This is a genomic window from Sphingobacterium sp. N143 (assembly GCF_030325625.1).
Lineage (GTDB): Bacteria > Bacteroidota > Bacteroidia > Sphingobacteriales > Sphingobacteriaceae > Sphingobacterium.
The window spans coordinates 199,418-212,971 of sequence record NZ_JACAIS010000002.1 but is presented as its reverse complement, the minus strand read 5'-3'; the positions used below and the strand labels follow the sequence as shown (position 1 = coordinate 212,971).

Genomic DNA, 13,554 nt, shown 5'->3' with positions numbered 1-13,554 from the left:
CAATGAAAAAGCAAATCTTTGTTCTCTTTTTTCTAGTATTAACACTATTTGTCAGGGCACAATCTCCGGTCTATCTTTTCTCCTATTTTATAGGTAATGGTGCTGATGGATTGCATCTAGCATATAGTTTGGATGGTTTAAAATGGGAACCATTGAATCAGGGAAAACCCTTCTTAACACCAACTGTAGGAAAAGATAAACTGATGCGTGATCCCAGCATTTGCCAGGGACCTGACGGGAGGTTCCACCTTGTATGGACAACAGGTTGGTGGGATAAAATTATCGGATACTCATCTTCCAAAGATCTTATACATTGGACCGAACAAAAAGCAATACCAGTCATGGTAGATGAACCCGATGCAAAAAATGCATGGGCTCCAGAACTTTTTTACGACAAAGCGACGAAGGAATATTATATCATTTGGGCCACGACAATACCTGGTCGACATAAAGAGGTACAGACTAGTGCCAGTGAGAAAGGCTTAAACCACCGTATGTATGGCATTACGACCAAAAATTTTAAGGCTTTTTCAAAAACCAAGTTGTTCTTTGATCACCAATTTAGTGTCATTGATGCGGCTATTATACAGCAAGCCAATACGGAATATATGATGGTGTTGAAAAATGAGAATTCCAATCCGCCTGAGAAAAATATTCGAACCACCACAACAAAGCGTTTATCGCAAGGATTTCCGACTACTGTTTCTAAGCCGATTACAGGCGATTATTGGGCGGAAGGTCCCGCTCCGCTACAAGTTGGGGAATATACATATGTATATTTCGATAAATATCGTGATCATAAATATGGAGCCGTACGGAGCAAAGATGGTATCAACTGGGAAGATGTTTCTGATCTAGTGACTTTTCCGAAAGGAGTCCGTCATGGAACAGCTTTCACTGTCAATCAAATGGTTTTATCAAATCTATTGAAAGCAAACCGATAACCTGGTCTATAGTTCCTGACACGTTATCGTAGAGTTGTCTGTTTAGAAAAACAGTTTCGCTTTGGTTGGCATGAAACAGCGCGTTCCAATTTTTTTAATAAGGAAAGATTACCGGCATTACCTATGTCCACATATAGCTATTGGTGCTGAAAATCATTCAGGTAAGTTCAGGACACTTTAGTGTCCTGAACTTTTTATTTTAGGAGTTTGTTATTACAATGAATAAACCTGTGCTTACAATTCGAATTGCTTTCTTTGCTTTGATATATCTGATCAGGGCCCATCTTGCCTCAGCGCAGACGGTGAAGGAAATACAATATCTTTCGGGAACGGACAATGTTCATACAGTCAATTGGGACTTCTGGGTGACAGGGGGACGTAAAGCTGGAAAATGGGATAAGATCGCAGTTCCCAGTCATTGGGAACAACAGGGATTTGGGGCTTACAACTATGGTCGGGATTATGTGACCTATGGCAAGAATTTTATCTTTCATGATGAAAAAGGTCTGTATCGGCATCAATTTACTGTTCCAAAAAACTGGAAGGGGAAAAAAATAAGCCTCGTTTTTGAAGGTTCGATGACCGACACTGAAGTCAAGATCAACGGGAAGCTAGCCGGAGATATTCACCAGGGTGCTTTCTATCAGTTTAAGTACGATGTTACCGACAAGATCACCTTTGACAAGGCCAATATATTGGAAGCGACTGTATCGAAAATGTCTTCCGATAAATCAGTTAACAATGCAGAGCGTCTTGCGGATTATTGGATTTTAGGAGGGATTTATAGACCCGTATATCTCGAGGCGACACCACGGGAGCATATCAGCTGGACAGCTATCGATGCGAAAGCAGATGGAACTTTTCGCAGCAATGTGCATTTAGAGAGCTTGTCTAAGGCCAATAATCTATCGGTAGAGATCAAAGATCTGATGGGTAATCTGATCGCGATGCAGAAGTTTCCGATTACAACCAGGGACTCCGTGAAATTGATCGAAATGAAGGTGAGTAGACCTTTGCTATGGACAGCGGAAACACCAAACTTATATCAGGTCACCTATACCCTATGGAACGGGAAGAACAAGGAATATCAATACCAGGATCGTTTTGGTTTCAGGACGATCGAAGTTCGTCAGGGCGATGGTGTCTATGTCAATGGTGTAAAAGTAAAGATGAAAGGTGTCAATCGTCATGTATGGTGGCCCGAAACGGGACGTTCGGTCAACGCGCAATTGGATCTGAATGATGTTAAACTGATCAAGGAAATGAATATGAACGCGGTGCGCTGTTCGCATTATCCTCCAGATAGATCGTTTTTAGCTTATTGCGATTCATTGGGCTTATATGTTTTGGATGAATTGGCCGGGTGGCAAAAGGCCTATAGTACTGCTGTGGGTAAAAAGCTGGTGCGAGAAATGGTTATTCGAGATGCCAACCATCCTTCCATTGTACTATGGAGCAACGGCAATGAAGGTGGACACAATAAAGACCTTGTAGACGAATACAAGAAATATGATCTTTCGGCTAGAACGGTAATTCATGCACATCATAGACCGGGAAATGCGATCAATGGAATCGACTGTAACCATTATGAAGACTTTTATTCGACGAAAAAGATTTTGGAAGGCCCTAACATTTATATGCCAACCGAATTTCTCCATGCCCAGGATGATGGTGGGGCTGCGGCCGGATTAGCGGATATATGGGAGCTGCACTGGAATGCCAAATTAGGTGCCGGCGGATTTATTTGGGATTTTGCAGATGAAGGTATTGTGCGTACAGATTTCAACAATGTGATTGATGTCAACCGCGTAAATGCCCCTGATGGAATTCTTGGGCCACATCGCGAAAAAGAGGGAAGTTTCTATGCCATTCGGGAAATCTATGCACCTGTGCATATTATGCTGAAGAAATTACCTGCTGACTTCAACGGAACTATTCCTGTGGAAAATAGGTATCACTTTACCGATCTGAAAAATTGTCGGTTTGCCGGTAAACTAATTAGGTATCAACAACCTTATGCGGATGAAACGGGGGTGGATTCGGTGTTGCGTCTACAAGTCAATAGTCCCGCCGTGGCTCCGACGCATAAAGGAAACCTGCAGGTGAATTTGCCTGATGACTGGAAAGGATATGACGCGCTGATATTGACTGCGACTGATCCACAGGGAGAGGAAATTTATACCTGGACATGGCGCGTGAAATCCAATCAAACATTGACTGCTGAAATCCTACCTTTAAAATCTTCTACGGATGTTGAATCGAAAGAAGACAGTGTGAATTATGTACTTAAGGCAAATGGAATAACAGTATTTATTTCCAAAAAAACAGGATTATTGGTTGATCTGGCCAATGATTATAGCATGAAATTGGCGTTCAATAATGGTCCAGTGCTTATCGATGGCGAGTCGAAGCTGAAAAGTGCTAAACGTTGGCAAGATGGAAAAAATGAAGTTGTTGAGTTTACGTTTGATGGTCACCTAAGTTTTATCCGTTGGACAATGCGCCCAGACGGTTGGTTAAAACTTGATTATGCTTACAATATGAAGAAATCAGTACCCTATGCGGGCGTTAGCTTTAACTTTCCAGAAAACTATATTATCGGTGCTAAATGGCTCGGTAATGGGCCTTATCGGGTATGGAAGAATAGGATGCAAGGTGTTACACTAAATACATGGGAAAAAATGTACAATGATGGCAAAGCCGGTATTGGACCATGGACATTTCCTGAATTTAAAGGTTACTTCTCGGATGTTAGCTGGGTACAATTCAATACCGTGCAAGGGAAGTTTTTGGTCGCAACAGATCAGGAAGATTTATTTGTGCGATTATTTGAGTTTTATGGAATTTCTGGCCCTAAAGGTTATCCGCAGTTGCCGGCAGGGGATATCTCCTTTTTGGATGCTATTCCTCCTATTGGTACAAAACTGGCGTTGGGAATCAATGGAAATGCTGCCGTGAATGGACCCGCAGGTGAGCTTAATCAAATGGATAAAAACATTAATCGGACACTCTATTTTTACTTTGGTACGCCAAAGGGCGAAAAAGAAAACACGCAATTTGTGATGCCCAAGGTCAATGTGTTAACAGATTAAAAGAATAAAATAAAAAAGGGGACTGTTCATTTAATGGAAAGTCCCTTTTTTATGGATGTAGTCCCCATGACATGCATTCTTTTCACTAATGCTTATTCAGGTTTCTTGAAAAAAAGTTTGTGCTCTATTCAGTTTTATTGCTATTCGCTGTAAGAAAAATCATGGACATATTTATTTTGGATAGCAGTTGATGTTATTTTTTTAAGATGTACGTCCTTTAATTGAACTGTTTGAATCGGAAGTTCCTGATTACCATTGATCTTTGAAATAAACTGACCTACTTCCGCTTCAATGTTGGAAAGATAGATATTCGTGATTGGCGTTAGTTTTTTTACTTTGGTTGGAACCAGATGGCGCCATTGATAGAGCACATCTGTATCAATTCCAAGTATACCTTCCTTTACATTTTGGGCTTTGATATTTGCAAAATAAATGCTTTTGACATACCCCCCCATACGTTCATTGGTTTTGATGAAGAGTAGATGCATGAGCTTCTCATTGGGCAATACAGTGCAATTGTTTACGTAGATATTTTCGATACCGCCTGAGAGCTCACTCCCTACAGCAAGGAGCTGATGACCGTCACGGATCTCGCAATTACGGATCACAATATTTTTTGTTGGTGCTTTCAACCGCCAACCTTCAGGATTGCGGCCCGACTTCAAGGCAATAGCATCGTCCCCTTGGTCAAAGACACAATTTTCAATCAATACATTCTGACTCATTTCTGGGTCAATTCCATCATTGTTATGCCCATGGGCGTAGATGTCAATGCCGCGTATAAGCGCGTCTTTAGTTAAATAGAGATGCAAGGTCCAAAAAGGACTGTTTCGGATCTTGATATCTTCGACCCGAACATGTTGGCAACGGTTAAATTGAATAAACTGAGGCCTCAGATTGGATGTGTCGTTGACCATGAGACGTTGTTCGACAGGCACCCCCTCTTGTGCCCAGTTATAGAGATTTTTGATGCTCTCCATATGCGGTTTTGGTCTTGTGAACCACTTTTCCCAGACAGTCAGATCTGCTTTTACGGTTCCTTTACCGGTAATAGCCACATTTGTCGCTTCATATGCGTAGATCAATGGAGAGTAGTTGTAGCATTCTAGTCCTTCCCAACTACTGTGAACAGCAGGTAAATAGTCTTTTGGATCTCCCGAAAATAATAAGGTTGCTCCCTCACTGACATGTAAGTTGACATTGCTCTTTAGATGGATTGCTTTCGTTAACCACTCGCCTGGAGGAATAATGATATTGCCACCAGACTTTGTCGCTAGATCAATTGCCTTCTCAATTGCTGCAGTAGTACTTTCTTTGTCTCCCTGAAGCGCACCAAAATTACGGATATCGTAGTTTTTACAATGTTCGAAATTTGGAACGCTAAACACCGGAATTTCAAAAGGTGCTTTGATGTTGATTTTTTCCTGTACGAGCTGATGTGTTTGTGCGAAGCTCAAGGTCGTGAAAGAAATTGATAACAAAATAGCGGTAAAGATTGATTTATATTTCATATGTTCATTTTTTGTCTTCAAAGGGCACATGGAATATTCAGTTTATTTTCATCAAAAAATCCGAAGGTCAACGGGTTAGCAACAATAATTCCTAAAAATAATGAACAATAGAGACGGAACCTAATTTTATCAAGCAGGACAGTACAAGGTGGTTTTCTCTTGACGGTATAATCCGGTTTGTTCAGGATACTACAGGACGGCTTTTCATAAAAATGTTAATATTTTTAGATGAGCTACTCATTAAGCATATTTTTAATGCGCTAATCAATTTTAAAAAGCCTTTCAATACATGAATTTTAATGGTTAGGCTAGGGAAAACATATTTATAAACTAAATATTATGAAAAAATTCTTTCGATTTTTACATCTACTCACATCAATTGCCATTTTGTCCAGTGCACATGCGCAAGGGAAATTTCCGGACGAAACAGCAATCTCAAAATGGTTCGAGACCGTAAAATCGACTGAGATCGGAACACTTGGAAAGAAATTTCTCATTACAGATTTTGGTGTGACGACAGATAGCACCCTCATACAGACGGCCAAGATCCAACAAGCAATTGATAAAGCCTATGCCAGCGGTGGAGGAGTCGTCGTAGTGCCAAAAGGTATCTATCTGAGTGGATCATTATTTTTTAAACCGAAGACACATTTATACCTAGAAGAAGGAGCTGTGCTCAAAGGCAGCGATGATATTGCTGATTTCGCGCTAGCGGAGACTCGTATGGAAGGTCAAACAGTAAAATATTTTTTGGCGCTTGTCAATGCAGATCAGGTGGATGGGTTTACAATTTCAGGTAAGGGTACGCTCGATGGAAACGGGTTACGCTATTGGCGGTCTTTTTGGCTTAGAAGACAGTTTAATCCAAAGTGCACCAACATGGACGAGATGCGTCCACGTTTACTTTATGTATCCAATAGTAAGGATGTGCAGATTTCAGGCATTCGCCTGATCAATTCACCGTTCTGGACCTCGCATTATTATAAATGTGAAAACCTCAAATTGATCGGTTTGCATATTTCTGCACCCAAGGAACCTGTGAAAGCGCCTAGTTCCGATGCGATCGATTTGGATGTATGCCGTAATGTATTGATTAAGGATTGTTACTTATCCGTCAACGATGATGCCATTGCACTAAAAGGCGGTAAAGGACCAAAGTCCGATCAAGATCCTAATAACGGTCCTAATTCAAATATTATTATCGAAAATTGTTTTTTTGGTTTTTGCCATAGTGCACTGACTTGCGGCAGTGAATCTATCCATAGCTATAATGTGATTTTTAGGAACAATACCTTAGATAAGGCGCGCAAATTATTGCAATTAAAGATGCGTCCGGATACGCCGCAGGAATATGAAAATATTTTGATTGAAAATGTAAAAGGAAATGTCAATAGCATGTTGTTTATCAAACCTTGGACCCAGTTTTTTGATTTAAAGGGTGAGAAAGATATCAAAATGTCCTATGCAAGAAATATTGTCCTACGCAACATTGACCTAGATTGTGACATCATATTTGATGTGCTCAATTCGGAGCAATATGTACTGTCGGATTTTACATTTCAAAATATGCAGGTCCGTGCAGCCAAAGATCCCCTGATTCACAAGGAATATGTGAAGAACTTTATCCTAAATAATGTAACTGTTAATAATAAAAAGCAATAGTATACTGTACCAGTATATTGCTGTGACTTAGTCCTTGAATGATGAAGACAAAACTTTTTCTTTTGACAGGAGCGCTGATCGGTTCCCTTGCCGTTTCAGGCCAACGCAAGATGGAGTTTCTGGATCGGGGGATGGTCGGTGTAAAAGCTACGGACAACTCCGTTTTTTTAAGCTGGCGTTTGCTTGGTACTGACGATTTTGATGCTGCCTTTGCCATTTATAGAAAGGAGGGGAATGGTAAACCAGAAAAACTGAATGCTTCGCCTTTGGTTAAAGGAACTAATTTTTTGGACGATCAGGTCGATTTGAATCAAGATGTAACTTACATTTTGGATATTGTAGCCGGAGGAAAAGAGAAAGAAGTCGCTAAACTGACCTTGTTCAAAGATCAAAAAGTACAACAATACTTGAATATTCCATTGCGAACTCCCAAAGGATACACACCTGGGGATGTTTCTGTGGGCGATTTGGATGGTGACGGAACGTATGAACTTATTGTTCATCAGACTGGTGTTGGACACGACAATGCCCACAATGGGATTACTTCAGAACCTATATTTCAAGCGTATAAACTTGATGGAACTTTTCTATGGGAAATCAATCTGGGAAAAAATATCCGGGAAGGCGCACATTATACCCAATTTATGGTGTATGACCTCGACAGTGATGGCCGTGCAGAGCTGGTCTGTAAAACCGCCGACGGTACGAAAGATGGGCTGGGAAATGTTATTGGTGATGCTCAGGCCGATTGGCGTGATACCGTATTAAATTCTCGGACTGTTGGCCGTATATTGCAAGGACCTGAATATTTAACCGTATTTGATGGACTGACGGGTAAAGCCCTGAGTACGGTAGATTATCTGCCTGAACGTGGGGATTTACGTTCATGGGGGGATACAAAGGCCAATCGCAGCGATCGATTTCTAGCTTGTGTGGCCTATTTGGATGGCGTACACCCCAGTGTTGTCATGACTAGAGGATATTATGAACGCACAGCCCTGGCAGCATGGGATTTCAACGATAAAAAATTAGTAAGCCGTTGGGTATTCGATAGTAAAGTTCGTAAAGACCCTTATTCTGGTCAGGGATATCACAATCTCACGGTTGCGGATGTCGATCAGGATGGCAAAGATGAAATTGTCTTTGGTTCGATGGTTATTGATGATAGTGGAAAAGGGCTATACAGTACGGGGCTAGGGCATGGTGATGCTTTGCATGTCGGTGATTTGGATCCTGAAAGACACGGGCTGGAGATTTTTGGAATTCATGAACTGAAAGGCGGCCGAAAAGGGACAGGAGTGGCTTTGTTGGATGCCAAAACAGGAACCATATTATTTAAAAATGCGGTAGATCAAGATGTCCCTCGAGGTGTTGCTGCAAATATTGACCCCGATCATAAAGGGGCATACCTGTGGTGGAAGGGATCTAGCGATATGTATGATGCTAAAGGAAATAGGGTAGGACCGGCTCCGAGATCGACCAATTTTTTGATTTGGTGGGATGCTGATTTGAGCCGGGAACTTTTAAATAGCAATTATATTGAAAAATATAAAAATGGGAAAACGGAACGGATCTTTACGGCGATGGGCGCATCATCCATCAATGGCACTAAAAGTACCCCCAATCTAAGTGCAGACATCTTTGGCGACTGGCGTGAGGAATTGATCCTGCGTTCGGATGATAACCAGCATCTACGTATCTATACAACAACGATCCCAACGGAGCAACGTGTATATACCTTGATGCATGATCCACAGTATCGCTTGAGTATAGCATGGCAGAATGTGGCCTATAATCAACCGCCACATACGAGCTATTATCTTGGTGTAGGAATGGATTCTCCGGTCAAACCGAAGATCCAGCTGGTAGTGCCTGCCCATAAAAAATAGAAATTTGGAAGTATACGATTTGGATTGTTTGATGAAGAAGATAGCTAAGTAAGCAAATGAAGCATACAATAAAATGGATAGGAATGGCATGGGTAGCGATTCTTTTACTATCCTTTGCAACGCAACAAGATAGACCGACGATTTATCTTATCGGTGATTCGACAGTTAAGAACAGCAATAAGGGATATTGGGGCTGGGGTACCTTGCTCCCTGAACTATTGGATACGACACGCGTCCGTGTGGACAATCATGCCATGGCGGGGCGTAGTACACGCACATTCGTCAAAGAAGGAAGGTGGGCAAAAGTTGACTCTTTATTCAAACCTGGCGATTTTTTGCTGATTCAGTTTGGTCATAATGAAGGAAGTAAGCCCGATACCAGCAGACAAGGATATCGAGGTGTACTGCGCGGTATTGGTAAAGATTCTGTTGTTTTGGATTGGGGCAATGGGAAAAAAGAAACTGTGCGTACTTATGGTGAAAACCTTCGTCGTTTTGTGATCGTAGCAAAGAAAAAGGGGGTAACACCCATTTTGGTATCCATGATTCCGCGTAACCAATGGGATGATAAAGGTAAGGTGAAACGGGCCGACAGGGACTTTGGCTTGTGGGCAAAGCAGATTGCAGTGGAGCAGGGAGTCGCTTTTTTGGATCTGAACAGTATTACTGCCGATAAATATGATCAGCTTGGCGCTGACATCGTAAAATCCAGCTATTTTCCGGGTGACCATACCCATACGAATAAAGCTGGGGCGCGAGAAAATGCCTTGTCTGTTGTCGAAGGATTCCGTAGGATTAAAAGTCGGTTAGTTCAATATATTAAATAATAGCAAAGATGAAATTGAAATTGTTGCCATGGGCTGCGGTCCTTTTTGCTTTAATAAGCATGTCTTTTTTGGAACAGCAACGTAAACCTACCTTGTTTATTATTGGTGATTCCACCGTAAAAAATGGACAGGGAAATGGTTCAAACGGACAATGGGGATGGGGGAGTTTTATTGGTCAATATTTTAAATCCGATAAGATTAATGTTAAGAATCGTGCACTTGGTGGAACAAGTTCACGAACATTTTATAACAACCCAAAACTCTGGCAGAAAGTACTGGATAGTATACAGCCGGGTGATTTTGTGCTTATGCAATTCGGACATAATGATTCAAGTCCCATTGTGGATACCTTGCGGGCTCGTGGAACGATAAGGGGGAATGGTGACGATTATCAGGAGGTATATAATCCACTATTGAAGCAACATGAAGTAGTGTACAGTTATGGTTTCTACTTACGACGGTTTGTAAAAAATATTCAAGACAAAGGCGCCACTGCAATTATCTGTTCACCCATTCCGCGCAACGCCTGGGAAGGAAACCAGGTGCGCAGATCGGATTATGCCCTATGGGCTAAGGCAGCAGCCGAGCAGGCTAATGCATTCTTTATCCCGTTACAGGACTTGGTTATCGACCAGTATGAAACCATGGGGAAAAAGAAAGTTGAGACTGCGTTTTTTGATCCGAAGGACGCGACGCATACGATCAAAGAGGGAGCACTGTTGAACGCCAAACTAGTCGCTGACCAATTGAAAGCACAGCCCAACATCGGGCTAAAGAAATTTATGTAGCATGATGAAACCACTATTTCCACTGTGTATCTTTTTTCTGTTGTCACTATGTACACTGCATGCGCAGCAAAGGCCGAATATTGTGCTGATCCTGGCAGATGATATGGGCTATTCCGATTTGGGTTGCTTTGGCGCTGAAATCCAAACTCCAAATCTGGATAAGATGGCAAAAGAAGGCATCAAGATGACTAATTTTTATAACGCTTCACGTTGTTGTCCATCCCGGGCTTCTTTATTGACAGGTTTGTATCCACATCAGGCAGGGGTTGGTGATATGATGAATAAACGCCCTTTTCCTACTTATCAGGGATTTCTAAACAGACATTCAGTGACTTTGGCCGAACTCTTGAAAAGTGCTGGTTATGGTACCTATATGGCTGGCAAATGGCATGTCGGACAGGAGAAAGAAAATTGGCCACTACAGCGTGGATTTCAACGCTATTATGGACTGATTGATGGAGCAAATAGCTACTTTGAAAACCGACCTTATCGACCGAATCAAACATTGACGATCGCTTTGGACAATGAAGCGATAGTTCCGCCAAAAGATTACTATAGTTCGGATGCCTATACAGATTACGCCATGACTTTCATTGGCGAGCATTTGGAAGCTAAAAAGGAGGATCCTTTTTTTCTATACCTCGCTTTTCAGGCACCCCATTGGCCTTTACATGCCAAACCGCAGGATATTGCAAAGTATCGGGGTAAGTATATGGAAGGCTGGGAGGTTATCCGTAAAAAACGTTTTCAAAAGCAGCAGCAGTTAGGATTATTGCCACCAACGACCAAATTGTCCCCTGTGGATACCGCATTGCGTAAATGGAATGATTGCAGCTGGGAAGAAAAAGTGAAATGGGACGAAAAAATAGCTGTCTATGCAGCAATGGTAGACGAATTGGATCAAAATGTAGGCAGATTGGTTGATTATCTTCAATCCGTAGGGCAATTGGAAAATACAGTTTTTATCTTTCTTTCTGATAATGGAGCGAGCAATGAGACGATAAGCAACGCAGGATTTACGGCAGAAATCAGGGCTGCAAATGAATTGCCTGCCAGTCACCCACGTTCTTTCACCGCTTATGGAATCGAAGGCGCTGCAGTCAGTAATACACCTTTCAAAAAGTTTAAGCATTGGGAGTTTGAGGGGGGAAATGCGACCGGATTTATCGCTTATGGCCCGAAGTTCCTACAAGGGGGGAGACAATTTGATATGCCCGCCCATTTGATCGATATCATGCCAACTTTAGCACAATGGTCAGGAGCAAGCTATCCTAACAACTATGCAGGTCATACGATTAAGCCGATGGAAGGAATGTCCTTGCTTCCGCTATGGACAGCACAACAGCAGGATAATGACAGGGAAATTTGTTTTGAGCATGAGGGTAACAAAGCTGTGCGCAAGGGAAAATGGAAACTTGTCTCTTCCTACCCTGAAAATAGATGGTATCTGTATGATATAGAAAAAGATAGAAGTGAAACCGTAGACTTGTCAGCCTCTTCTCCAAAAATATACAGTGAAATGGTTCAGATCTATGAAAATTGGGCTAAAAGAGTTGGTGTGATATCCTACGAACAACTTGTACAAAAAAAGGAGAGCAACCGTGATGAATAAATTAAAAAGCAGACAGCGCATGAAACTATTTAATATGTATACGGTCATTTTACTGATTGCTGTTGGTCTTTCAGCATGTTCATCGACAAAGAAAGTCGTCGAACAGAAAAAGGAACTAACTGCTGAGGATGTCCTTCAATCGTTGCAGCTAACCAATCGTTATTTCATGAATAAATGGACGGATACAGGGAAGCCTATCTATACCAATCGCTGGCGGCCGAGTAATATCTGGACCCGGGCCGTTTATTACGAAGGACTCATGGCACTTTATCAGATTGATAAAAACAAAGCTTACTACGATTATGCTGTAGATTGGGGAAATAAACATGATTGGGGGATGCGGAATGGTTTGGAAACCCGAAATGCCGATGACCAGGCTTGTGGACAAACCTATTTGGATCTCTATGAGATTGAACAGAAGCCTGAGCGTATCCAAAAGATTAAAGCAAATATTGATTACATAATCAAATCGGGAAAAGTAGACGATTGGACTTGGATCGATGCAATACAAATGGCCATGCCAATTTACGCTAAATTGGGGGTAATGACCAAGGATCAAACTTACTTTGATTACATGTATAAAATGTATCATCATTCAAAAACACAAGAAGGTGGAGGTCTATATAATAAGGCCGATAAACTTTGGTGGCGCGATAAGGATTTTGTTCCGCCTTACAAAGAACCAAATGGTGAGGATTGCTATTGGTCACGTGGAAATGGGTGGGTCGTAGCTGCTTTGGTCAGGGTACTTTCTTTAATTCCGGAAAATGAAGCCCATCGGGCGGAATATATGGCCGATTATAAAGCGCTGATGGAAGCACTTGTCCCTATTCAAAGACCGGACGGATTTTGGAACGTCAGTCTGCATGATCCTGGTAATTTTGGCGGGCGCGAGACCTCAGGGACGTCATTGTTTGTCTATGGCATGGCCTGGGGGATTAATCATGGATTTCTAGACGCTAAAATATATCGACCTGTTGTCGAAAAAGCATGGAAAGCAATGATCGCAGAAGCGGTACACCCTTCGGGCTTTTTGGGCTATCTACAAGGAACGGGAAAAGAACCTAAGGATGGTCAGCCCGTCAGTTTTTCAAGCCAGCCGGATTTTGAAGATTATGGTTTGGGCTGTTTCTTATTAGGGGGCACAGAGGTTTATAAAATGTTGTCAAAATAAGCGATCTCATTCAGGTTGCTGGCAACAACCTGGCCAATCAGGATTCATTATGGGA

The 13,554-nt window shown here is 41.9% G+C and carries 9 protein-coding genes; 8 read left to right on the top strand and 1 reads right to left on the bottom strand.

Annotated features, from left to right (window positions below; all coding sequences use genetic code 11):
- Nucleotides 1–2 precede the first annotated feature (2 nt).
- Complete coding sequence (locus tag HX021_RS04640; RefSeq protein WP_286588786.1) at nucleotides 3–944, top strand: glycoside hydrolase family 43 protein; 942 nt, start codon at nucleotides 3–5, stop codon at nucleotides 942–944.
- Between the two features lie 218 nt (nucleotides 945–1,162).
- The gene (locus HX021_RS04635) at nucleotides 1,163–4,036 is read left to right on the top strand and encodes a glycoside hydrolase family 2 protein (RefSeq protein WP_286588784.1); all 2,874 of its coding nucleotides are present in this window, start codon (nucleotides 1,163–1,165) and stop codon (nucleotides 4,034–4,036) included.
- Between the two features lie 140 nt (nucleotides 4,037–4,176).
- Here the strand turns inward: HX021_RS04635 and HX021_RS04630 are convergent, their stop codons facing one another.
- Nucleotides 4,177–5,547 carry a glycoside hydrolase family 28 protein gene (locus HX021_RS04630; protein ID WP_286588782.1) on the bottom strand — a complete coding sequence of 457 codons (1,371 nt, stop codon included), beginning with the start codon at nucleotides 5,545–5,547 and terminating at the stop codon, nucleotides 4,177–4,179.
- A 339-nt stretch (nucleotides 5,548–5,886) separates the two neighbouring features.
- Here HX021_RS04630 and HX021_RS04625 point away from each other — a divergent pair, with 339 nt between their 5' ends.
- The 6 genes from HX021_RS04625 to HX021_RS04600 all read left to right on the top strand — a co-directional run bounded on the left by HX021_RS04625 (nucleotide 5,887) and on the right by HX021_RS04600 (nucleotide 13,499).
- Nucleotides 5,887–7,209 (top strand): rhamnogalacturonidase, encoded by a 1,323-nt coding sequence (locus tag HX021_RS04625; protein ID WP_286588780.1) that lies wholly within the window; start codon nucleotides 5,887–5,889, stop codon nucleotides 7,207–7,209.
- A 38-nt stretch (nucleotides 7,210–7,247) separates the two neighbouring features.
- Nucleotides 7,248–9,098: a rhamnogalacturonan lyase gene (locus HX021_RS04620; protein WP_286588779.1), complete on the top strand. Its 1,851-nt coding sequence runs from the start codon at nucleotides 7,248–7,250 to the stop codon at nucleotides 9,096–9,098.
- Nucleotides 9,099–9,181: 83 nt separating this feature from the next.
- On the top strand, nucleotides 9,182–9,925 hold the full coding sequence (locus tag HX021_RS04615; protein ID WP_286588778.1) for a rhamnogalacturonan acetylesterase: 744 nt from the start codon (nucleotides 9,182–9,184) through the stop codon (nucleotides 9,923–9,925).
- A gap of 8 nt (nucleotides 9,926–9,933) precedes the next feature.
- The gene (locus tag HX021_RS04610) at nucleotides 9,934–10,713 is read left to right on the top strand and encodes a rhamnogalacturonan acetylesterase (RefSeq protein WP_286588776.1); all 780 of its coding nucleotides are present in this window, start codon (nucleotides 9,934–9,936) and stop codon (nucleotides 10,711–10,713) included.
- Between the two features lies 1 nt (nucleotide 10,714).
- Entirely contained in the window at nucleotides 10,715–12,325 is a 1,611-nt protein-coding gene (locus HX021_RS04605) for an arylsulfatase (protein ID WP_286588775.1), read from the top strand.
- Nucleotides 12,326–12,344: 19 nt separating this feature from the next.
- Entirely contained in the window at nucleotides 12,345–13,499 is a 1,155-nt protein-coding gene (locus HX021_RS04600; RefSeq protein ID WP_286588774.1) for a glycoside hydrolase family 88/105 protein, read from the top strand.
- Nucleotides 13,500–13,554 lie beyond the last annotated feature (55 nt).

What these genes read in the sequence shown, in the direction of transcription:
- HX021_RS04630 (WP_286588782.1), bottom strand. Translation starts at nt 5,547, where the DNA reads ATGAAATATAAATCAATCTTTACCGCTATTTTGTTATCAATTTCTTTC.
- HX021_RS04600 (WP_286588774.1), top strand. Translation starts at nt 12,345, where the DNA reads ATGAAACTATTTAATATGTATACGGTCATTTTACTGATTGCTGTTGGT.
- HX021_RS04605 (WP_286588775.1), top strand. Translation starts at nt 10,715, where the DNA reads ATGATGAAACCACTATTTCCACTGTGTATCTTTTTTCTGTTGTCACTA.
- HX021_RS04640 (WP_286588786.1), top strand. Translation starts at nt 3, where the DNA reads ATGAAAAAGCAAATCTTTGTTCTCTTTTTTCTAGTATTAACACTATTT.
- HX021_RS04620 (WP_286588779.1), top strand. Translation starts at nt 7,248, where the DNA reads ATGATGAAGACAAAACTTTTTCTTTTGACAGGAGCGCTGATCGGTTCC.
- HX021_RS04610 (WP_286588776.1), top strand. Translation starts at nt 9,934, where the DNA reads ATGAAATTGAAATTGTTGCCATGGGCTGCGGTCCTTTTTGCTTTAATA.
- HX021_RS04635 (WP_286588784.1), top strand. Translation starts at nt 1,163, where the DNA reads ATGAATAAACCTGTGCTTACAATTCGAATTGCTTTCTTTGCTTTGATA.
- HX021_RS04615 (WP_286588778.1), top strand. Translation starts at nt 9,182, where the DNA reads ATGGCATGGGTAGCGATTCTTTTACTATCCTTTGCAACGCAACAAGAT.
- HX021_RS04625 (WP_286588780.1), top strand. Translation starts at nt 5,887, where the DNA reads ATGAAAAAATTCTTTCGATTTTTACATCTACTCACATCAATTGCCATT.